The organism is Flavobacterium gelatinilyticum (assembly GCF_027111295.1).
In the GTDB taxonomy this organism is placed as follows: domain Bacteria; phylum Bacteroidota; class Bacteroidia; order Flavobacteriales; family Flavobacteriaceae; genus Flavobacterium; species Flavobacterium gelatinilyticum.
The window spans coordinates 1363393-1385345 of the sequence record NZ_CP114287.1; the positions used below are offsets into that span (position 1 = coordinate 1363393).

The 21953-nt window shown below is 33.9% G+C and carries 16 protein-coding genes; 4 read left to right on the forward strand and 12 right to left on the reverse strand.

Going from position 1 to position 21953, the window contains the following annotated elements; genetic code table 11:
- Window positions 1–2: 2 nt before the first annotated feature.
- The 12 genes from OZP11_RS05765 to dnaK form a co-directional block, all read right to left on the reverse strand.
- Window positions 3–716 carry a carboxylesterase family protein gene (locus OZP11_RS05765; RefSeq protein ID WP_281234271.1) on the reverse strand — a complete coding sequence of 238 codons (714 nt, stop codon included), beginning with the start codon at window positions 714–716 and terminating at the stop codon, window positions 3–5.
- A gap of 6 nt (window positions 717–722) precedes the next feature.
- Complete coding sequence (locus OZP11_RS05770) at window positions 723–2114, reverse strand: glucoamylase family protein (protein ID WP_281234272.1); 1392 nt, start codon at window positions 2112–2114, stop codon at window positions 723–725.
- Between the two features lie 68 nt (window positions 2115–2182).
- Complete coding sequence (locus tag OZP11_RS05775; RefSeq protein ID WP_281234273.1) at window positions 2183–3082, reverse strand: LamG domain-containing protein; 900 nt, start codon at window positions 3080–3082, stop codon at window positions 2183–2185.
- Between the two features lie 19 nt (window positions 3083–3101).
- Window positions 3102–4577 (reverse strand): RagB/SusD family nutrient uptake outer membrane protein, encoded by a 1476-nt coding sequence (locus tag OZP11_RS05780; protein ID WP_281234274.1) that lies wholly within the window; start codon window positions 4575–4577, stop codon window positions 3102–3104.
- A 4-nt stretch (window positions 4578–4581) separates the two neighbouring features.
- The gene (locus OZP11_RS05785; protein ID WP_281234275.1) at window positions 4582–7605 is read right to left on the reverse strand and encodes a SusC/RagA family TonB-linked outer membrane protein; all 3024 of its coding nucleotides are present in this window, start codon (window positions 7603–7605) and stop codon (window positions 4582–4584) included.
- A 244-nt stretch (window positions 7606–7849) separates the two neighbouring features.
- The gene (locus OZP11_RS05790) at window positions 7850–10597 is read right to left on the reverse strand and encodes a helix-turn-helix and ligand-binding sensor domain-containing protein (protein ID WP_281234276.1); all 2748 of its coding nucleotides are present in this window, start codon (window positions 10595–10597) and stop codon (window positions 7850–7852) included.
- A 69-nt stretch (window positions 10598–10666) separates the two neighbouring features.
- Window positions 10667–11092 (reverse strand): DUF3995 domain-containing protein, encoded by a 426-nt coding sequence (locus tag OZP11_RS05795; protein WP_281234277.1) that lies wholly within the window; start codon window positions 11090–11092, stop codon window positions 10667–10669.
- 24 nt (window positions 11093–11116) lie between these two features.
- Window positions 11117–12301, reverse strand: a complete 1185-nt coding sequence (locus OZP11_RS05800) for an acetate/propionate family kinase (RefSeq protein WP_281234278.1) — start codon at window positions 12299–12301, stop codon at window positions 11117–11119.
- 95 nt (window positions 12302–12396) lie between these two features.
- Window positions 12397–14490, reverse strand: a complete 2094-nt coding sequence (gene pta / locus OZP11_RS05805) for a phosphate acetyltransferase (RefSeq protein WP_281234279.1) — start codon at window positions 14488–14490, stop codon at window positions 12397–12399.
- A gap of 67 nt (window positions 14491–14557) precedes the next feature.
- Window positions 14558–15631, reverse strand: coding sequence for a magnesium/cobalt transporter CorA (gene corA, locus OZP11_RS05810; protein WP_281234280.1), 1074 nt, complete (start codon window positions 15629–15631; stop codon window positions 14558–14560).
- A 175-nt stretch (window positions 15632–15806) separates the two neighbouring features.
- Complete coding sequence (locus OZP11_RS05815) at window positions 15807–16376, reverse strand: DUF6252 domain-containing protein (RefSeq protein WP_281234281.1); 570 nt, start codon at window positions 16374–16376, stop codon at window positions 15807–15809.
- 209 nt (window positions 16377–16585) lie between these two features.
- Window positions 16586–18469 (reverse strand): molecular chaperone DnaK, encoded by a 1884-nt coding sequence (dnaK, locus tag OZP11_RS05820; protein WP_281234282.1) that lies wholly within the window; start codon window positions 18467–18469, stop codon window positions 16586–16588.
- Between the two features lie 330 nt (window positions 18470–18799).
- Here dnaK and OZP11_RS05825 point away from each other — a divergent pair, with 330 nt between their 5' ends.
- The 4 genes from OZP11_RS05825 (at window position 18800) to OZP11_RS05840 (ending at window position 21892) form a co-directional block, all read left to right on the forward strand.
- Window positions 18800–19528: a hypothetical protein gene (locus OZP11_RS05825; protein WP_281234283.1), complete on the forward strand. Its 729-nt coding sequence runs from the start codon at window positions 18800–18802 to the stop codon at window positions 19526–19528.
- Between the two features lie 18 nt (window positions 19529–19546).
- Window positions 19547–20812, forward strand: a complete 1266-nt coding sequence (locus OZP11_RS05830) for a Na+/H+ antiporter (RefSeq protein ID WP_281234284.1) — start codon at window positions 19547–19549, stop codon at window positions 20810–20812.
- Window positions 20813–20879: 67 nt separating this feature from the next.
- Window positions 20880–21341 carry an SRPBCC family protein gene (locus OZP11_RS05835; protein ID WP_281234285.1) on the forward strand — a complete coding sequence of 154 codons (462 nt, stop codon included), beginning with the start codon at window positions 20880–20882 and terminating at the stop codon, window positions 21339–21341.
- 77 nt (window positions 21342–21418) lie between these two features.
- Window positions 21419–21892 carry a DUF1203 domain-containing protein gene (locus OZP11_RS05840; RefSeq protein ID WP_281234286.1) on the forward strand — a complete coding sequence of 158 codons (474 nt, stop codon included), beginning with the start codon at window positions 21419–21421 and terminating at the stop codon, window positions 21890–21892.
- Window positions 21893–21953 lie beyond the last annotated feature (61 nt).

The following is a 21953-nucleotide window of genomic DNA, read 5'->3' on the forward strand; positions in this document are numbered from 1 at the left end:
ATTTATTTGTTCGTATTTGATTTGATCTGTTTAAGCATCCAGTCGTAAATTTCAGGATTATCGTAAACCCTTGTCCAGCTGTCATGTCCGGCATCATCAAAAATGGTCAGCTTTACATCTTTAGCATTGCATTTTTTTAATTCATTATAAATTGTGATCGCATAATTCACATTTACCACATTATCTTGCAATCCGTGGAAAATTCTGGTTGGAATATTGGCTATTTCACATGCTTTTTCTAACTGAATTAAATCTACAAAACCAGCGACAGGTACGTTTGCTGCAAATAGATCAGGATGTGCAAAAGCCAAATTCCATGATGCCCAGCCTCCTGAGCTCAAACCAGTAACATATATTCTATCTGAATCAATTTTGTTTTCTTTCTGAATTTTCAAAATCAGCTGATAAATTGATTCTGTATCCCAATTTTCATCTTCTTTACATTGCGGAGCCAAAACGTAAGCATCCAGCTTATGGGCTTTTAAATATTTGAACGGACCGTGAATTTTAACCTTTTCAATATCTGTCCCCTTTTCTCCATCACCGGAAATAAAAACGATTAATGGCTTTTTCTCTTTTGTATTAACCGGACGATGCAAAGCATATCCCAGCTCATACTTTGCCATTACGACTGTATTAATTTTTCCGGTTGTTTCGCTCTGGCCAAAGCCAAAAACTGAAAACAACAAGAATATAAAGCCTAATTTGTATTTCATTATCCGTTATTGAATTCCGTATTTACCTGATGTAAATCCAAGTTTTTTTAATCCTTGTTTTGTATCTGAGGCATTCATAAACAGTTTCCATAACAGACCGCTGCGATAATTTTCTATCATTGGTGCAATAGTTCCCTGGTCAATAGCCAGATAACGAGGTGTTACCCAATCGTATTGAGGAGAAAATGCATCATATGGCCCAGCAATTCCAACATATTTCGATCTATTTTCATCATATAAATAATGTAAAAACTTCATCGATTCTACTGGTGTATATGGAAATGAAGACAATGCAGCAGTTGGCGTAATTACACCTACATCGTTATTTGGCTGATGTGCTGTATACCCTGTTGTCCCATCTGTATTACGAGTATAACTTGCCGTAAGTCCCCAGCATTTATCTGAATAGTCTTTCCATTTCCCTGGATTTGCTATACTATATTGAACCATAATTTTGGCATGATTCTGTGTTAACTGCCAATAATCAGCATATTTATCTTTTAAAGTATTTGGATCCAGACCTAAATAAGAATACTGCGACCAAAACATTGGTCCAACACTTCCTACTGCACCATTGTAACTTAAAACAACAGGAATACCATATTGAGAACCAGAATGTACAATAGCTCCATTTCTAGCCCATGCCTGATGATAAGCTTCTGCAGAAATTGGATGCGTTGGAGATGAAGCTGCCATTACATACGTAATCAGACATTCATTATATCCTTCAAGCTTAAAATTCATTTCCCAGCCATAATTAGGTGACCAGTGCCAGTATAAAGCATTTTCACCTTTTGTATACCAGTCCCATTCAACTCCTTTCCAAAGTTCATCAGCTTTTAAAGCTAATTCTTTTTCAGCAGCACTTCCATTTTTAAAATATTCTCTAACAGTAATTAAAGCCTGACATACAAAAGAAGTTTCTACTAAATCTCCTCCATTATCTTTTGTTCCAAAAGGAATAACTTTACCTGTTTTGTTGTCCATCCAGTGAGACCATGCTCCATGAAATCTATCTGCTTTTTCAAGGAAATTTAATGCTGTTGCAAGCCTAGAAACAGCTTCAGCTCTTGGCAAAAAACCTCTTTCTACTCCTACAATTATTGACATTAATCCAAATGCAGAACCACCTGTAGTTATAATATTTGCTTCAAAGTTAGGATCTTCCGTAAGATATCTTTCTCTGGCTAATTTCGAATTAGAATCAGCGTAATCCCAAAAATATTTAATTGCATCTTTTTGAACCTGATCCATTGCTTCTGTATCTGTCAAAGGTTTGGTTGGTGTTACCGGATTTGTTGGTAATGGGGTTCCGCCTCCACCTGTTCCCTCTGGTGAAGATGATGAACATGAATTAAAGAAGCTTAAAAAAACAACTATGTATATTGAAATTTTCATTTTATTTTAAATTATGTTAATAATTAATACACCCGAAGACTTCATCTCCAGGTGTATTAGAATAATACTTATCTCTTATCTTTTTCTAGTTTGTATAATGCAGTAACTTCATTATCAGTTAGTGCAGCATCATAAATTCTGAATTCATCCATTAAACCTGTGTAATGAAGCATCCATCCGTCAGGATTACTCCAAGGAGCACCTAAATGCTGCTGATAACCGCCAATAATAAATTTTGATACTTCAGAACTAGCTAATTCTCCAAAAGGATTACCTCCTGTTAATGGATCACTTGCATATCTTTTTGCTATTGAAGCTGGTATCGCAGCTTTCTGTCCGTCAATGTAAAGACTATAAGTAGAACTTACCCCATTGTATGTCCAAACTAAATGTTTCCATGCTCCAAACATATTAGGTAGAACATTTGTCCCTCCATGTTCTATAAATTGTCCTGCCCATGGAATACTTGGTGTAACATCTCTTTGAATATGATTTTTCATAAGCATTGTGGTAGCTGGTCCCGTTCCTTCAATAAGGGTGAAGATATTTCCCCAAAAATCAGTTTTCTTAGGAAGCATAAACAATGACTGAGCTCCACCTGTGTGCGGGTCTGTCTTTATCCACATAGAAATTGTAATACTTTTTAAGTTTACAACAGAACCTGCAACATTCTCATAGGAAATGAAAGAACTTGCAGAACCTCTGTAGGCATTGCCTTTTACACCAGTTTCATATGAAACATTTGTACCTGTTCCTCCAGTAATTCCACCTTTTGAATCTTCAATATTGCCATCAAAACTAAATTTTGATACAAGATGGTTTGAAGCAATCTCATCTGAATTATCATAGCCGCCAATTGACTCGTATGGAATTGGACTGTTTACTTTATCTATACTATCCTCACAGCTTACAAAAATTTGTGAAGCCAAAGCAAAAGAAAGTAATAAAATAGATTTATTTTTTTTCATTTTAATTATTATTTAAGGATTAGTAACCAGGATTTTGATCTGAAAGACCTTTTGCTTCATTTAAGAATGATTCCGGGATAGGGAATAATTCGTTTCTGCCTTCTGTGAAGACTTTTCCATTTGGAAAAGCATCGCTCTTATCTGCTTCAAAAGCAGTTTTAGCCTGACCAGTTCTTACTAAATCAAAAAATCTGTCAAATTCAAAAGCTAACTCCACTCTTCTTTCTCTCCAAATTGCTTTTCTTACATCATCTTGTGAAGTATAAGTAGTATTAGGCAGTTTTGCTCTGTTTCTAATTTGATTTAATAATGGGATAGCTTCACTTGTCTGTCCAAGTTCATTTAAGGCTTCAGCTTTCATTAATAAAACTTCAGCATATCTTATAAAAATAACATTGGCATCACTATCGTCAGCACCAGTATAATTAGATGAATAAGCTTTGTAGTTATATCTGTCATTCTCAACAGTATTTGGAACCACTCTTCCATCGTATAATGTTGTTCCTTTAAAAATGATAGTAGCAGCCTTTCTAACATCTCCAGGTTCATAAGCATTTACAAGACTTTGAGATGGAGTATTGAATCCCCAGCCCCAGCCTCCGGTACCACGAGCACCCTGAACTTGAGAATATTGTTTAATACCTTTTGCTGGAACTGATCCAACCCCATTAATTTCAAAAATAGATTCAGGTCCGTTCTCTCCTGCTAATCTCCACATAGAAGCATATTCAGCAACAAGGCTGTAACCTGTTACTAAATTGCAATTCTCTACAACTTTTTGCCAGTTTTTTTGATACAAGTTAACTTTGGCAAGTAATGCATAAGCAGATCCTTTTGATACTCTTGCTTTTTCATCTGCAGAGTAAGCAGACTTTAATGGTAAAGCTCCGATAGCATCATTTAAATCACTTTCAATAAAAGCGTAAACCTCTGCAGCTGTTTTACGAGTAAGAAGCATGTTTTTATCGTCCAATGATGAAGGATTTGGTAAATGATCTACAATTGGAACACCTCCATAGCATTTTACTAAAGTAAAATACATAAAAGCTCTCATAAATTTAGCTTCCCCAATTAATCTAGCTCTTAAATCAGCATTAGCTTTATCTAGTTGAGGGATAATATTTAAGGCTTGATTACATCTGTTAATTCCAGCATAATAAGCTTTAAAATTTCCTTCAGAAGAAGGATTCGAAGCATTATAAGTCAAAGCATCTAATACATCTTTATCTGTTCCAACGTCTCCCGGAGATGATCCCTTATCAGCATCATCGGTTGTTATACTAGTTAATCCGATCCATCCGAAAGATGTTGTATCCCAATCTAAGAACTTGTTATATATTGCAGTTACAAATGTTGTTGCTCCTGCATCATTATTAAATAATTCAATATCACCAGTAGAAATTGCTTCTGTCTGGTCAACATCTAAATAATCGTCTGCACATCCAGTAAAAAGTAAAGCTGTTAATGCAAACATTGATATATATATCTTTTTCATAATATTAAAATTTTAAATTAGCACCAACTACAAATGATCTTAATGTTGGATAAGCATCCAACTCTACTCCCTGAAGTTTGTACGGGTCTCCGTCTGCATTTAACTCTGGTGAAAAACCTGAGAATTTTTGTGTAATAAATGGATTAATAGCATTTACATATAATCTACAATAACTGATAAAGCTATTTTCACTTAAAGGAAGTTTATATCCAAAAGTAATGTTGTTAATTCTAAAGAAATCTCCTGATTCTAAATAGAATGTAGAAGCTACCGGAGTCGAATTAAATGCTCCCGGATTTGAAGCTGTTGGATTATTTACTGTCCAGAAATTGTTTGCAAATGAATCTTCCATGTTTTCACCTCCAAAACGCTGTGCTTTTTTTCCATTGTAAACTTTTGCACCATAAGTACCATATCCATCAACAGAGAAATCAAAGTTTTTATAGTTTACTCCTAATGTCACTCCATAATTCGCTTTTGGTAAAATCGAACCAACATATTTTTTATCAGCATCACCCAAAGCGTCTTGTGTTACTTTTTGTCCCAATAAATTATAATAAAGCATTTTACCGTTATCAGTATCGAAACCAGCATATTCATACAAGAAGAAACTTCCTAATGGCTGACCTATAGAGGAATTGTCAAGGAATTTAGTTGTTTCTCCATTTCCTAAACTTCCTCCCTCAATTGGTGATAAAACCACATCTTTTAAACCAGTAAGCTCGTTTTTGTTTCTTGAAAAGTTACCACCAACCCAGTAAGATAACTCATCATTAATTTTATCGTCCCAACGTAAAGAAACTTCATATCCTTTATTTGAAACTTCTCCTACGTGAGCAGGTGATGCATTAGTAATACCAGAAGCCATATAAGGCTTAACATTTAAGATAACATTATCAGTATTTTTGTTATATAAATCAAAAGTACCTTTAAGTCTGTTGTCAAATAATTCAAAATCTAAACCTACAGAAGATTCTTCTGTAACCTCCCATGACAAACTTGGGTCAATTTGAGAATTAATCGTAGTTCCTTCATATAAAATAGAACCTCCTAAATAAGAATTTAAACCAGAAGAATAACCCTGTCTGTTAAGAGGTACATTTTGATTACCAAGTTTACCCCAGCCTCCTCTTAATTTTAATAAATTAATTACTTTAACATCAGCCATAAATTCTTCTTTGGTAATAACCCACCCCAAACCAAAAGCCGGGAAAGTTCCCCAACGATAATCTTTAGCAAAATTTGAAGATCCGTCACGTCTTATAGTACCAGTTAACAAGTATCTATCCATTAATTTGTATTGGAAACGACCAAAGTAAGAAGCTAATTTAGTCTCATTGAAAACCTCATCTTTATAACTTGTTACGTTTGCAACATAATCAACGTCTTTTAAAGACCAATAATTAGAATCATCATTTACATTTTTTCTAACGATAGTCAATTTTTCTCTGTTACCTCTAACAGATGTTTCAATACCTGCTGTTACTTCAACATCATGAATTTGGTCAAATACTTTATTGAAAGTTAAATAATTAGATAAATTCCAGTTAAAATATTCTTCTCTTCCTTTTGTCAATAAATTATATGGAATTTTCTCAGTTTCCACTCTTTTATCAAAATCTGCTGACGTTTTATCAGGATTTGCTGCTAACCAAATATTCTCAGAATCTTCAAAATTATATTGTTTCCAAGTATAGTACTCTCCATTAAATTGTGATGTAAATTTTAAAGATGGTAAAATTTCATAATCTAATTTTAATCCTCCTTGTAAAGTAACACTTTTCTGTTGCTCATCAAAAAGATCTAATTGAGCTACAGGATTTCCAACATTATTGAATGCTGAACCTGTAGTGTTTGCAAATCCGTTTTCTCCAACTCTTGACACACCATACTGTCCGTTAGCAAATCTAACCGGTACAATTGGTGATTGTTTGTAAGCGTTTGTAAATGCACTTAATGGTTTTGGAGTTGAATTTGTTGATGTAAAACTGAAGTTTTGGTTTAAAGTCAGCTTTTTAGAAATCTTGTATTCATTATTATTTCTAAAAGTTGTACGTCCGTAATCTAAACCGTTTAAAACTGCTTTCTCTTCGTAATTTCCTAAGCTGAAGAAATATTTAATATTTTCTCCGCCTCCTGAAACAGATATATTATTTTGTGTATAAGAACCAGTTCTTGTAATTGCGTCAAACCAATCTGTATTTACAGGCTGATCTTGTGAAAAAGTTGTTGATTGTAAAGCAGCGTTAGTATAATAAGCAAACTTATTACTACCCGCCATTTTAACTTTTTTCAAAGGCTGTCTTACCCCTGCAAAGCTTTCGATTTCAACAGAAACTTTATCTCCTTTACCTTTTTTTGTTGTAACAATGATAACACCATTTGCAGCTCTTGTACCATAAATGGCTAAGGCGGAAGCATCTTTTAAAACCTCATATGAAGTAATATCGTTTGTATTAATATTATTGATGTTTTCAGTCTGCATCCCATCAACAATATATAAAGGATTTCTTCCTCCTAATGCTGTTCCTAAACCTCTAATAACTACTGAAGGAGTACTTCCTGGCAAGTCAGATGAAATTACCTGAACCCCTGCTGCTTTACCTTGAATCGCCTGAGAAGCATTTAAAACTTTTGTTTTTGTAATTTCTTCTGCTTTAATAGATGATATTGCAGTAGTATTATCAATCTTTTTTCTAGTACCGTATCCAATAACTACAACTTCTTTTAGTGCAGTATCACCTGCTTCTTGTAGGGTAATTGTCATTGGTGCGGCAGTTGCCGGTACAGAAACTGCATCAAAACCTAACATAGAAACCTTTAATATGTCTCCGGGTTTTGCATTGATAGTAAAGTTTCCGTCGAAATCTGCATCAGCAGTTGCTCTTGCGTCAGATGAAGCAATAATTGCACCCGGAATTCCCATTCCGCTGCTGTCAACTACTTTCCCTTTAATCGCTTGTGCCTGCCCGGACATATATGCCGGAAGCATTAGCAGCACAAATAAGCTAAAAATAAAATTTTTCATACAGTATGTAATCGTTTAAGTTAGTAGAGCCAAATTAAGCAATTACATCGTTGTAGTACATCATTTACCACTACAGCATAGCTACATCATTGTGTTAAAATTTAACCATATAACCATGATTATCAACATTATAAATGTTAACAAAAATTCATTAACATAAGATTATGATGTAGTAATGATGTATTAGAATTATATAAAAAATAATATGGAAAAATATAAAATCGTCAAAAAACAAAATTAAATCTTACAGACTTAATAAAAATTTTGACAGGTTTTCTTCCTGATTCAGCCCTAATTTCTTTCTTAAGCGATATCTATGCAGTTCTACACCTCTAAATGAGATGTTCATCATAGGCGCAATTTCTTTTGAAGAAAGGTTCATTTTAAGATAAATACACAGTTTTATGTCCTTTGGAGTAAGATGCGGGTATTTTTTAGATAAGTTTGATATAAACTCATTATGGATTTGATTTAAATTGGCTTCAAATATTTCCCATTCGTGTTTATTTACTTCATTTATCTTAATAGCTTTCTTTATTTCGCTTTTAAGTTTATTGAAATCTTTTTCAGAATCAAGAATGTTCTGAATATTTTCGATCATTTCACTTTGTTTGGCTATAGACAAAGATTTTCCGGCAACTTCTGAGGACTTGCTTTGTAATTCAAGTTCCAGAATGTGCTTTTCATATTCCTGAATATTCAGCTCGTTCTCTTTTTTCAATTCCATTTCAAAAATTTCCTGCTGATGCTTCAATTCTTCGGCCTGTAATTTTAATTTTTGGGTATAACGTAGTTTATTCCATTTATAATAGAAAAATAATACAGCTCCTACAACTAATAAATACAATAGTATCATCCAAAAAGAAAAATACCACGGCTGTGAGACTTTAAAATCAAAACCGGAAACTTTATCATAGTTCGCACCATCGTGCTTAAAAATTACAACCGAATGAGAACCGCTCCCTAAGTTGTTTAAAACAATGGCGCCATTTGAAATCGGGATATAATTTTTCCCTCTGTTAATCTGATAGAATAAATTTGGTTTGCTTGCTCCATAAATTCCGGATATGACATTTATTCTTAATTCTGTATTGTGTTTTATTTTTCCGTCTTCAGGCAGTAATTCTCCATTATTATTATAAGCTTCAACTTTTACTCCTCTATTCTGCTTATTTAAATAACCTAACTGAAGAGAAATAAAACCGTCATCCAGATTCATCAGGTAATGATTACGGCTCCTGAAAATTCTGAGATTCTCATTAATCAGTTTTCCTTTATAATATTTCTCCTGAATAATATTCCAGATAAATTTTCCGTCATGGGCATAAATGTGATATAAGATTCCTTCCTGCAGAACCAGAAAATGATTTTTATCAATTGCAATTACATCTGATATGTTTTTAAAATTGGTATTGAATAATTCATTTTCCTCCAGTTTGCTCGAAATAGAATTAAATGTATACCAGACATTATTGATGAGAAAGAGAATCTCATCTCTAAATTCGAAAATCTTTACGCCAAAGTCATTTTTGATTTTGCTTTGCTGCGTGATATTTTCAATTTTTTTCGTTTTATAATTATCATCAAATAATACCCGGTATAAACCACGATAATTATCTGCAGCCCAAATTTCATTTTTTTTGTTTTGCGCTACATATTTTATCGGCTTTGTAAAATCATTGATTATTATATTCTTTTTAAAGTCTGATGGATCGTGATAAACAAGTATACCGCTGTATGTGGACTGAAAATAAGTATCGTTAATCATACTTTTAGACAAATTCCATCCACCGCTGACATTATTGATTTTAGTTAACGTTCCGTTTTCGTAACAAAACGTTCCGTCGTTATGACCAATAATGTATTTATCGTTAATTTTTGTAATATTCCAGCCCTGTCCTTGTGTATTGGGCATCATTTTAAAATTTCCCGAATCGAATTCGAAAATTCCATGATTGGAAGCAATTAAATATCCTTTTTTGGTTGTGGCAACCGAATATACTGATCCTAAAATTCCCGAATTATCGTAAAAAAATGAAATTGGAGAATTTACTTCAACATGGGCGATTCCGTTATCAAGCCCGAGCCATAAATCTTGTTCTTTATCAAAACCGATGCTTAAAACCGAATTGTTCATTAAAACATTGTTCCGATCGATGTTTTTATAAGTATCCGAATTAAAATCATAAATAAAAACGCCTTTATTTCCTGTACCTACAACCAGTTTATTGTTTTTAATAAATTTGGCGACATTAATTCCGTTTGATTTTAAAGTTTCATTCAACGGATTGTCCCAGGCTCTCAGTCCGTTTTTTTCAACTGTAAAAATGCCTCGCTTTTGTGTAAAAATATAGATTTTACTGTCTTTTTTTTCAATTGCATGTACAACAGTATTTTTTAGAACGTTCCAGCCTTTTGGATTGGCTATTCTGGAACCGTTCATCTTAAAAAGTCCTTTGTTGACAGATGCAACATAAAGATCTTTATCGACTACAAAGCAATAGGAGATTAGAAACGGAAATTTAATTTTTTTGATACTTTTTCCGTTATAGATAAAAACATCGTTAAAAGACTGAAAATACAGGGAACCGTTGTATCTGAAAATTTTCCAGATTTCCTCATTGTCTTTTTCATCAAATAAACGCAGATTTTTGGTAATCGACACATAATGCATTTTACCATCTTCTCTATACCAATATCCAAATTCTTTATAAGAGCCGGAATAAATTCGGTCTCCCTCTATTAATATCGAACGAATAATGGTTTTATTAGGAAGCGCGTATTTTTCCCAAACGACACCATCATATCGTAATAAATAGTGATTATTGGCAAAATACATCGCTTTATCTTTTCCCTGAGCCACATTCCAAATCTGGTTATCGCCCTGGTAATCTGATTTGTTGTAATTTTCAACGAAAGGAAGTAATTCTTGTGCTTGAATTTGAAAAGCAATGAAAAAGAAGAAAAGTGATTTTATAAGTATCGATTTCAAGATATTCGGATTTAAATCCAAAGATACCAACAAAAATTTAATTTTCTACCTTAAAAAATAAGCCGGAAGTCAGCTCATAAATATCGCTAGGAGTGTTAGAATACCGATTATCAGGCATAATGGCGCAAAATATCGGGTATCATTTTGTCCGAATCTGGTATTTTTTATTTTTTTGAAAAAACCGAGATATTTGAAATCTCCAATGGATCTTATGATAAATAGTACCATTAAAATCCAAAGACCATACTTATCAATCCAAAAAGGCAGTACAGCAGAAACGATTTTAACTTTTATCAAATAAAAAATACCAAAGCCAGACAAAACAATGGCAACAATCAATGTAGCAGTAATTCCGGGATTTCTTGGCGGGGTTTTATCATCAGGAGTTGGATAAACACCTTCTGTTCCCCATTTTCCTCCAAAAGCCCAGTAAAAATGAACTAATGAGAGAAAAAGAAATACTAAAAACAATACTGCTGCAATGATTTTTGCCATTGTTTGAAATCTATTTTAGAAATTTTACTCTTCTAATAAATGATAAACCTGATTTGCAATTTCGAACTCTTCGTCTGTTGGTACAACCAAAATTTTCACGATCGAATTTGCTGAGTTGATTTCTCTTAATTCTTTTGAACGGATCTGATTTTTTTCTTTATCGATTTCAATTCCGAAATAATCCATATCTGTACAAATCAGATTACGCATGAAAGCAGAATTTTCTCCAATTCCTGCTGTAAATACAATAGCTTCTAATCCGTTTAAAGCAGCTGCATAAGCACCAATTGTTTTTCTGATTCGGTAAGCATTCATCAATAATGCCAGTTCGCATTCTTTATTTCCCTGATGCGCTTTTGACTCAATATCACGTAAATCGCTGTAACCCGTCAGACCTAACATACCACTCTGTTTCAGCAAAATAGAATTCACCTCATCTGCTGTATAACCAAGGCTTTTTATCATATAAAAAATAACCGACTGATCGATATCACCGGCGCGGGTTCCCATAATTAAACCATTTGCAGGAGAGAATCCCATTGTGGTGTCGATACTTTTTCCGTCTTTAATAGCAGCCATACTGCAGCCATTTCCTAAGTGGATTGTAATTATTTTTGATTTTTTTTCTAAATAATTAATAGCCTTTTTTGAAACGTATTTGTGGCTTGTTCCATGAAATCCATATACACGAACTTTGTGTTCTGTTAAAAGGAAATTTGGAATCGCATATTTGTGTGCTTCAACAGGAACTGTCTGATGAAAAGCGGTGTCAAAAACAGCAACTTGTTTTGCTGAAGCGAAAATTTCTTCGGCAACATTTATCCCTACAAGGTGCGCCGGATTGTGAAGCGGTGCTAATTCTGAAAGTTCTTTAATTTTTTCTTTAACTTCCTCTGTAATAATGGTTGTGTTAGAAAAATAACTTCCTCCGTGAACTACTCTGTGACCAACTGCAGCAATCTCAGATGTTGTTTTAATTACCCCTGTTTGAGGATCTAAAAGCAAATCGGCTACTTTTTGCAGACCTACTTTGTGAGAAGGAATCGGCAGGATTTCTTCATACGAATTTGAAGCCGTTTTAAAGGTAATATTTGATGTATCTAAACCAATTCTGTCAATCATACCTGTGCAGATTACTTCATTTGCCGGCATAACCATTAATTGGTATTTAATTGAGGAACTTCCTGAATTTATAATTAATATTTTCATTTTTTTAGTTGCTAAGTCTCTAAGTTACTGCGTTTTTTTACCAGAACTCAAAGTTATCTCTTTTTAAATTTTTAATTCTTAATTTTTACCTGAATTTACATGCCCTGGGCCTGAATAGCTGTAATTACTACGGTATTGATAATATCGTCTACAGTACAGCCGCGGCTTAAGTCGTTTACCGGTTTGTTTAAGCCTTGTAACATTGGTCCGATTGCCAAAGCTCCGGTTTCTCTCTGAACGGCTTTATAAGTATTGTTTCCTGTATTTAAATCAGGGAAAACCAAAACGCTTGCCTGTCCTGCCACTTCTGAATTTGGCATTTTACTTTTTCCAACCGCACGATCGACTGCCGCATCGTATTGAATTGGTCCTTCGATTTTTAAATCCGGACGTTTTTGTTTTACGATTTCCGTTGCTGTTCTTACTTTATCTACTTCATCTCCTTTTCCTGATGATCCTGAAGAATATGAAAGCATGGCAATTTTTGGTTCAATTCCGAAAGCTAAGCTGGATTCTGCCGATGAAATTGCGATTTCTGCCAATTGTTCTGCAGTTGGGTTTGGATTGATGGCACAATCTCCAAAAACAGAAACCCTGTCTTCTAGGCACATGAAAAACACAGATGACACTACAGATGAATTTGGTTTTGTTTTAATGAATTGAAGTGCCGGTAAAATGGTATGCTGTGTAGTATGTGCTGCACCCGAAACCATTCCGTCAGCATGACCTTTGTAGACCATCATGGTTCCAAAATACGATACATCTTCCATTAAATCCCTTGCCATTGTAATACTCACATTTTTAGCTTTTCTAAGCTCGTAATATGTGTTAGCATAATCTTCATAAAGTTCAGATTCTTTTGGATTGATGATGCTTACTTTAGAGAAATCAAAAGCAATTCCAAGTTCTGTTACTTTATTTTCAATTTGTTTTTTATCTCCAATGATCGAAATATCCACAACATCCATTGCTAAAAGTCTTGAAGCTGCAATAATGATGCGGTCATCATTTCCTTCCGGAAGAACGATATGTTTACGGTGCTGTCTGGCTCTTTTAACCATGTTATACTGAAACATTTTTGGCGTCATACCTTCTGCTTCAAAAGTGATTAATCTTTCAGACAACGCGTCGTTATCAACGTATTTCTCAAAAGTATTGATCGATGTTTCTATTTTATGAATATTGTTGGCGTAAATCTCAGATTTAATTTTACCAATTCTGTTGGTAATATTGTAAGTACCGCCGTCTACTGTAATAATTGGAACAACAGCAGAAAGCCCTTCAATAAGTTTTAAGATGCTTTCTTCCGGAAAAATATTCCCTGTCAGGATAATACCTGAAATTGCAGGATAATTTGCCGATTCATTAGCCTGTAATGCGCCTAAAATAATATCTGAACGATCACCCGGAGTTATTACAAGGGCATTATCGTGTAAATGAACCAGATAGTTATGAAGCTGCATTGCTCCAACGCTGTAATGACCGATTTCATTATTAAGATAGTTTTCTCCAAATAAAACCTTAGCATCCAGTTCGTTTACAATTTCCTGCATGGTTGGATTGTTCAGACTTGAAATAAGCGGAATCGTATTTATCAGCACATTTGACGGTAAACTTTTCTGAAGGCTTTTCGTAACCAGCTCGATATTTTCCGGCTGCACTTTATTGGCAAATACAGATAAAACCTCAACCTCTTTTACTTTGAAGGAATCATAAACCAGGTACAAACTGTCTACTAATTCTTCTAGTGTTTTACCAACTCCTGAACCAATAATAATGGTTGGGATTCCAAGGTTTTTAGCAATTAAAACGTTCAAATCTAATTCGATTGAAGTTCCTTCTCCGGTAAAACTTGTCCCTTCTACCAAAACAAAATCAAAACGTTCCTCGAGTTTTTTATACTTTTCGATGATCAGATCCAGAACTTCTCCTATTTTTCCTTTGTTCTTTTTCTTTATCAGTTTACTCTTGGTTATGGCAAAAGCATCTTCAAACTTAATATCAAGGTTAAAATGCGACAAAACTGTCTCGATGTGATTGTCCAGTTCACCATCGACAAAATCTTCGACTATAGGCCTAAAATAGCCCACTTTAGCTGTTTTACCAATTAAGATGCTCATTAGTCCGAGCGTAATAATCGATTTACCACTATTTTGATCACTTGTGGCAATATATATTGCTTTACTCATAATTATTTATATTTATTCTAAATAACAAATTTATACAAAATCAAATTTTCCTTTTTAAAAACAAACGTTAAAACCAACGCCGTTTCTTGAAATAAATGATTAGGGCTATTACTAGCAGAAACATGCTTCCGAGAACAATAAAATACCCATTTTCTGTTTTAAGTTCCGGCATGTTTTCAAAATTCATTCCGTAAACTCCCACGATAAAAGTAAGCGGAATAAATATGGCTGATATAATGGTCAGCGTTTTCATGATTTCGTTCATTTTCCGGCTTTGTTCCGAAAAATAAAAATTAGAAGCACTTTCTAAAGCACTCATATCTGATTCTATCTGCTCTAAAAGCTCCAGACTTTTTTGATGCAGTCTGATAAAGAAATTAAATGTTTCTTTCTGGATTAAGCCATTATCGTCATCATCATCTTTCTTTGTTTTCAAATAATACAATGAATCCCGTAAGGGTATAATTGATCGTTTTAAAAAGCTTAAATTGTCCCGATGGTTTTCAATTTTTTCGAGGATAACCGGCTTTGCTTCTTTCTTGGTCAAATTGATTAATTCTTCAATTTTATCCTCTTCATCTTCAAGGGTGATATAGAAGTTTTCCATCACGGCATCAAGAAGCAGATACAAAAGATAATCTACTTTTTTTGTCCGTACAATACCGGCATGAGTACGCAGGCGTTCGCGGATATGGGCAAAGAAATCGCTTCGTTTTTCCTGAAATGAAATTAAAATTCCATCCTTTAAAATAAAACTTAATTGTTCTGCACTAATGCTGTCTGAGTATTCAGAAGGAAGAAGCGATTTTATATTAAAGAACAAAACATCCTGCTGTTCTTCTAATTTTGTTCTCTTGGTGGTGTTTAAAATATCGGCAAGCAGAAAGTCATCCAGTTTAAAATGTGCTCCGATTGTCTTAATGAGATTAATATCATTTAGCCCGTGGATATTGAGCCAGTTGTTCTTTGTGTAGTCAAAACAAGAGTTTAAAGCTGTAACCGAAAACTTTTCATATTCAACAACATCAGGGTCATTATATACGAAAAGCTGCATCTCTGTTTCATGCTCTTTATGTGATCCTGTGTACTCTAAAGTGACGTGTTGAAGCTTGCGTCCTTTCTTGTATTTGATCTTTCTCATTCAGTTTTTTTTACAATAGTAATATTACGAAAAAGAATTCGAACAGGAAATGACAATTATCAGTTTGTGAAATTCGTTAGCAGACCTATCACAAAGCTTTTACAGCAGTTTATAAAATAAAAAAATGCCAGCTTAAAAAAACTGACATTTTATAAAATATATAATTCAAATTTTATTACTGTGCATAAACAGTATAAGATAAATTCGTAAACACGCCGTTTTTAACCTCAATTACTTCTGGTGTTACGACTTTACTTTGCAGCACTCCTACTTTTACAGTTTTAAAACTAAAAGTACCTGAAACTGTTTTTTTATCAGGATCCATAGCTGTAATAGTTATTTTTCCAGACACTGGCTGATGTTCTGTATAGGTATTTCCATCAATTAAATAGCTGTTTATAAATAAGGCATTGCTTGCAAGTGATTCATCTTCATCGGTATTTTCATTATCATCATAGAAATTGTAATCTTTTAACGGCATTGCATTAGCAGTTGTAGTTTCATTTTCACATGCCAGCATAAACATTTGAGAATCATCCTGAATATTGATATCAAAACGTTGTCCCATTCCAGGAATTTTAATCAAAGTAACGCTGTTTATTTTTGTTGGTTTCCATTCCGCACCATTTACAACGGCCGTTACAGAATTGTTGTTTTCAATGCCTTTATCATCATTATCATCACTGCTGCAGGCGCTGAATAAAATGGTTAAAGCGATAAATCCAAGACTTACGATCTTTTTCATATTGTTTTTTTGTTTTTGGGTTATTTAGGCCCAAAACTAATTTAAAATCAAACAACAATATTGAGGAAAACCACATTCTGCAGATTTTTTTTAAAATTTTTCTAATTAAATTGATTTACAAACTCATATGAACAAAAAAACCGAGCCATTTCTGACCCGGTTTATATTCAAGTGCAAAGACGCACATCAGTGCGTCTCTACGGAGTAAATTATTTTACCTCTTCGAATTCAACGTCTTCAACATTGTCTCCAGAAGACTGCTCTTGTTGTGGAGCAGCTTGCTGGCCTTCACCACCTTGAGCGTACATTGCTTCTGTAGCTGTTTTCCAAGCTGCATTTACATTGTCTAATCCTTTTTGGATTGCGTCAAGATCTTGAGATTGGTGAGCCATTCTCAATTCAGTTAAAGCGTATTCGATAGCTGTTTTTTGATCGTCTGTCAATTTATCTCCTAACTCTTTCAATTGAGATTCAGTTTGGAAGATAGTACTATCAGCTTCGTTCAATTTCTCAGCTCTTTCTTTTGCGATTCTGTCAGCATCAGCATTAGCTTCAGCATCTTTTTTCATTTTTTCGATTTCTTCAGCTGTTAATCCAGAAGAAGCTTCGATACGGATATCGTGAGATTTTCCTGTTCCTTTATCAGTTGCAGAAACTTTGATGATACCATTAGCATCGATATCGAAAGTTACTTCGATTTGAGGAACTCCTCTTGGTGCTGGCGGGATACCATCTAAGTGGAAACGACCAATAGTTTTGTTATCTGCAGCCATTGCTCTTTCTCCTTGTAATACGTGGATTTCAACAGATGGTTGAGAATCTGCAGCAGTAGAGAATACTTGAGATTTTTTAGTTGGGATAGTTGTGTTAGACTCGATTAATTTAGTCAATACACCACCCATAGTTTCGATACCTAAAGAAAGAGGTGTTACGTCAAGTAACAATACATCTTTTACATCTCCAGATAAAACTCCACCTTGAATAGCAGCTCCAATAGCCACAACCTCATCAGGGTTAACACCTTTAGAAGCTTTTTTACCGAAGAATTTTTCAACTTCGTCAGCGATTCTTGGCATACGAGTAGAACCTCCTACAAGGATTACTTCGTCGATATCAGATGTAGATAAACCTGCATCTTTTAATGCTTTAGCAACTGGCTCCATAGAACGTTTTACTAATGCATCAGATAATTGCTCAAATTTAGCTCTGGATAATTTTTTCACTAAGTGTTTTGGTCCAGAAGCAGTAGCCGTTACGTATGGTAAGTTGATCTCTGTTTCAGCAGAAGATGATAATTCAATCTTAGCTTTCTCAGCAGCTTCTTTCAAACGCTGTAATGACATTGGGTCTAAACGTAAATCAATTCCTTCTTCAGATTTGAATTCGTCAGCTAACCAGTCAATAATAACCTGGTCAAAATCATCACCACCTAAGTGAGTATCACCATTTGTAGACAATACTTCAAATACACCGTCTCCTAATTCAAGAACAGAGATATCAAAAGTACCTCCACCTAAATCGTAAACAGCAATTTTTTGATCATTTCCTTTTTTATCTAATCCGTAAGCAAGTGCAGCAGCAGTTGGCTCGTTGATGATACGCATAACTTTAAGACCAGCGATTTCACCAGCTTCTTTTGTAGCCTGACGCTGCGCATCGTTAAAGTAAGCAGGAACTGTAATAACTGCCTCAGTTACTGTTTGACCTAAATAGTCTTCAGCAGTTTTTTTCATTTTTTGAAGTGTCATTGCAGACAACTCCTGAGCAGTGTATAAACGACCGTCAATATCCACACGCGGTGTATTGTTGTCACCTTTTACAACACTGTAAGGAACTCTTTTTGCCTCTTCTTGAGTTTCAGCAAAAGTGTGTCCCATAAAACGTTTAATAGAAGCAATCGTTTTTGTAGGATTCGTTACTGCTTGTCTTTTTGCAGGATCACCTACTTTAATTTCTCCACCTTCAACAAAAGCGATAATAGAAGGAGTAGTTCTTTTTCCTTCTGCATTAGGGATAACAACTGCTTCGTTACCTTCCATTACAGAAACACAAGAGTTCGTCGTACCTAAGTCAATTCCGATTATTTTACCCATTTTTTATATATTTAATTTTTGATTTAAATTTTATAACTCAGGTGGCATAAGTCAATCATTATGCCATTATAAAAAACTACAGTAATTTGTCAGTTTTGCTATTGGCACAGGAATAATCATCTGACAACATGACATTTTTCAATACTGACAGATATGGCACAACACTATATTTCATGTCATTATTAATAATTGATTCTCTATTTGCTTATAAACTAATCAGGTTAATTAAATATAAAATTCTGCTGTTAAAAATCTAAATTTATTTCTAAAACGATTTTATTTTGCAAGAAATACAGTACATTTCGAAAATATTTTAAACTTCAAAATCAAATGAATAAAACAATTGCATTTACAATCTTGATTATACTATCTTTTTTAGTTCAATCCTGTAATAAGGAAACTAAAAACAATACAAAAAAAGTGGAGATTGTTGACAGCTTGCCACAACAAAAATTTGAAGAAACAAGTGACGAATTTGAAGAAAACACTACCGAAGAACCCAAGGTTACTTATCCTCAAACAGGAAATAAAATTGCAGATTTCCTTCCTGATGTTTATGAAATTCAATACCAAGCTGAAGGAGATTTAAATAATGACAGTTTAGATGATATTGCCGTTGTTTTCAAGCACAAAAAAAGTAATGTCTTAAAAAGACCAATGTTAATTCTTTTACAAAACGAAGATCATTCCTATCGTTTAGATAAATTTTCGGACATAACAATTCCTGTAGAATATAATGATCATGATTATAAACTTTATGATACAGAAAACATTAGTATTGAAAAAGGAGCATTACACATTAATCTATATGGAGGTGGTGCCAGTGGAACATTTTTAAGTACATTTAAGTATTTAGAAAATGATCTTATATTGTACAATATGGAAACTTATTTTGGTGGTGCTGGCAGCCGCTCAGCATCTTTATATGATTTTGAAAAAAGTGAAGTAAAAACAACTGAAACCAATACAATGGAAGAAAATGAACCAACAACATCTCATACATCTAAAATAAAAAGAAAACCTCATTTGTTTGAAAAAACTTCAATCTCTGACTTTTAAAAATCAGCCTGCACAATAATGGAAAACTACAGCATCATCATATTCATCCTTGCCATCGTGATAGGATTATCAGCATTTGCAGAAAAAGCAAAACTCCCCTATCCAATTCTACTGGTAATTGTAGGTGTCGCAATTGGTTTTGTTCCGACAATAAAAGAAATCCAAATTAATCCGGAAATTATATTTCTAATATTTCTTCCGCCATTATTATATGATGCTTCATTTAATATTTCCCCACGACATTTTAAGAACAACTTTCGCACCATAGGTTCGCTGGCAATACCTTTGGTTTTTCTAACTACGTTTTGGATCGCAGTTGTATCACATTATTTAATTCCCGGAATGAGCTGGCCTTTATCATTTGTACTTGGAGCGATACTTTCTGCTACAGATGCCGTTGCCGCAATAAGCATTACAAAAGGTCTCGGAATACCCGAAAAAACAATTACAATCCTTGAAGGCGAAAGTCTAATAAATGATGCCTCAGCTCTTGTCGCCTATCGTTTTGCGGTCGCTGCTGCATTAGGATCTTCTTTTGTAATCTGGAAAGCAACACTTGAATTTGTGTTACTACTTGGCGGAGGTTTTTTGGTAGGTTTTGTAATGGCCAGAATCCTTGCTTTTATATTAAATAAAGTACACAAAAACATTAACGTTACAATCAGACTAATGCTTTTAATGCCTTTTGTAACCTATTTATTTGCAGAACATTTACATGTTTCAGGAGTAATTGCAGTGGTTGTTTTAGGATTAATGATTGCCAGATTTAGTAATAAAATTTTTCCCGAAAACTTAAAAAACAGTTCTAAAAATCTCTGGGATATTATCATATTCATATTAAATGGATTAATCTTTATTTCTATTGGCCTAAATTTCAGATATATTCTAAAAGAAATCGACGACGAGATGATTCTCCCTTATATTGCTTACGCATTCATCATAACTATTGTGGCGTTACTTATTAGAATGGTAAGGGTATTTCTTCAGAAAATAAACCTTCAAAAAGCTTTTCAAAACAATGCTAAAGGAAAAATTAAAGTCAACGAACATGCGCTTTTAGACACTAAAAACAGTATCATTTTAAGCTGGTCCGGAATGCGCGGAATCGTTTCGCTGGCCATTGCTTTGGGATTACCCACATTTCTGGACGACGGAACCCCTTTTCCCCAGCGAAATGCAATAATATTTATTTCTGTCGCAGTTGTGCTTTTAACTCTTATTGGGCAAGGATTGACACTTCCGTGGATTGTCAAAAAGCTTAATATTCAAAAAGAAAAGCACTAATTATTTTGAAGGAAGATTATTTGCTTTAAGAATTAAACTAACTTTATATTCAATTAAACGATCAAAAATGACTTCAGCAATTTTATCTACAACTCCAGATTCAGAAATTGTTACGACACGAGTTCTGAATTTCCCTCAGAAACTTGTTTACAAAGCATGGAGCGATCCTGAACATTTAAAAAACTGGTGGGGTCCAAAAGGTTTTACAAATACTTTTCATGAGTTTGATTTTCGCGAAGGCGGAAAATGGACCTTCACAATGCATGGCCCGGAAGCAGGAAACTATGAAAATGATGTCGAATTTATAAAAATTGACAAACCAAATCTTATTGCATGGAAACGTCATTCGAAACCTCTTTTCCAGATTTTAACCACCTTTGAAAAAATTGCAGAAAACCAAACAAAAGTTGTTTTTAAAATGCTTTTTGAAACTGTAGAAGAATGTCAAAAACTGAAACCGTATGTTGTTGACAAAAATGAGGAAAATTTTGATAAGCTGGAAGTTGAGTTATCCAAAATGACGTTGTAAAACACATCAAAAAGAAAGATAGCAAGATTTGGATTTTTCTATGTTGCAAAAAAAATGATTTTTGCTTAAAAAAACTTATGGAAGCGAATTTTAAAATTAAACCTATTAATCATAACGAATTTTCAGGCTTTTTCGAATTAACGAATCTAGAATTAGAAAAGATTGGTGGAATTAAAATGACAGCTGATAAATTTCCTGGTTTTCCTTGCAGGATAAGTTTAGAAGATGCCGAAATTGGAGAAGAAGTCATTTTAATTCCATACAATCATCATAAAACAAACTCACCTTATCAGGCAAGCGGGCCAATTTTTATACGCAATAGAGCAATTACACCAACATTCGAAATCAATCAAATTCCACACATGCTGAAACATAGATTACTTTCACTTCGCGGTTATGCTAACAATGGCATAATGAAGGAAGCTACCATAATAGAAGGAAATATTATTAAAGAACAAATTATTAAAATCTTTGAAAACGAAAAAATAGCATACATCCATATTCACAATGCAAAACCGGGCTGCTACAATTGTTTAGTTGAAAGAGCTTAAATATCTTTCATCAATCTTAAAAAAATTAGATAAAAAAAATATGCACGCATAGTAATTTTGC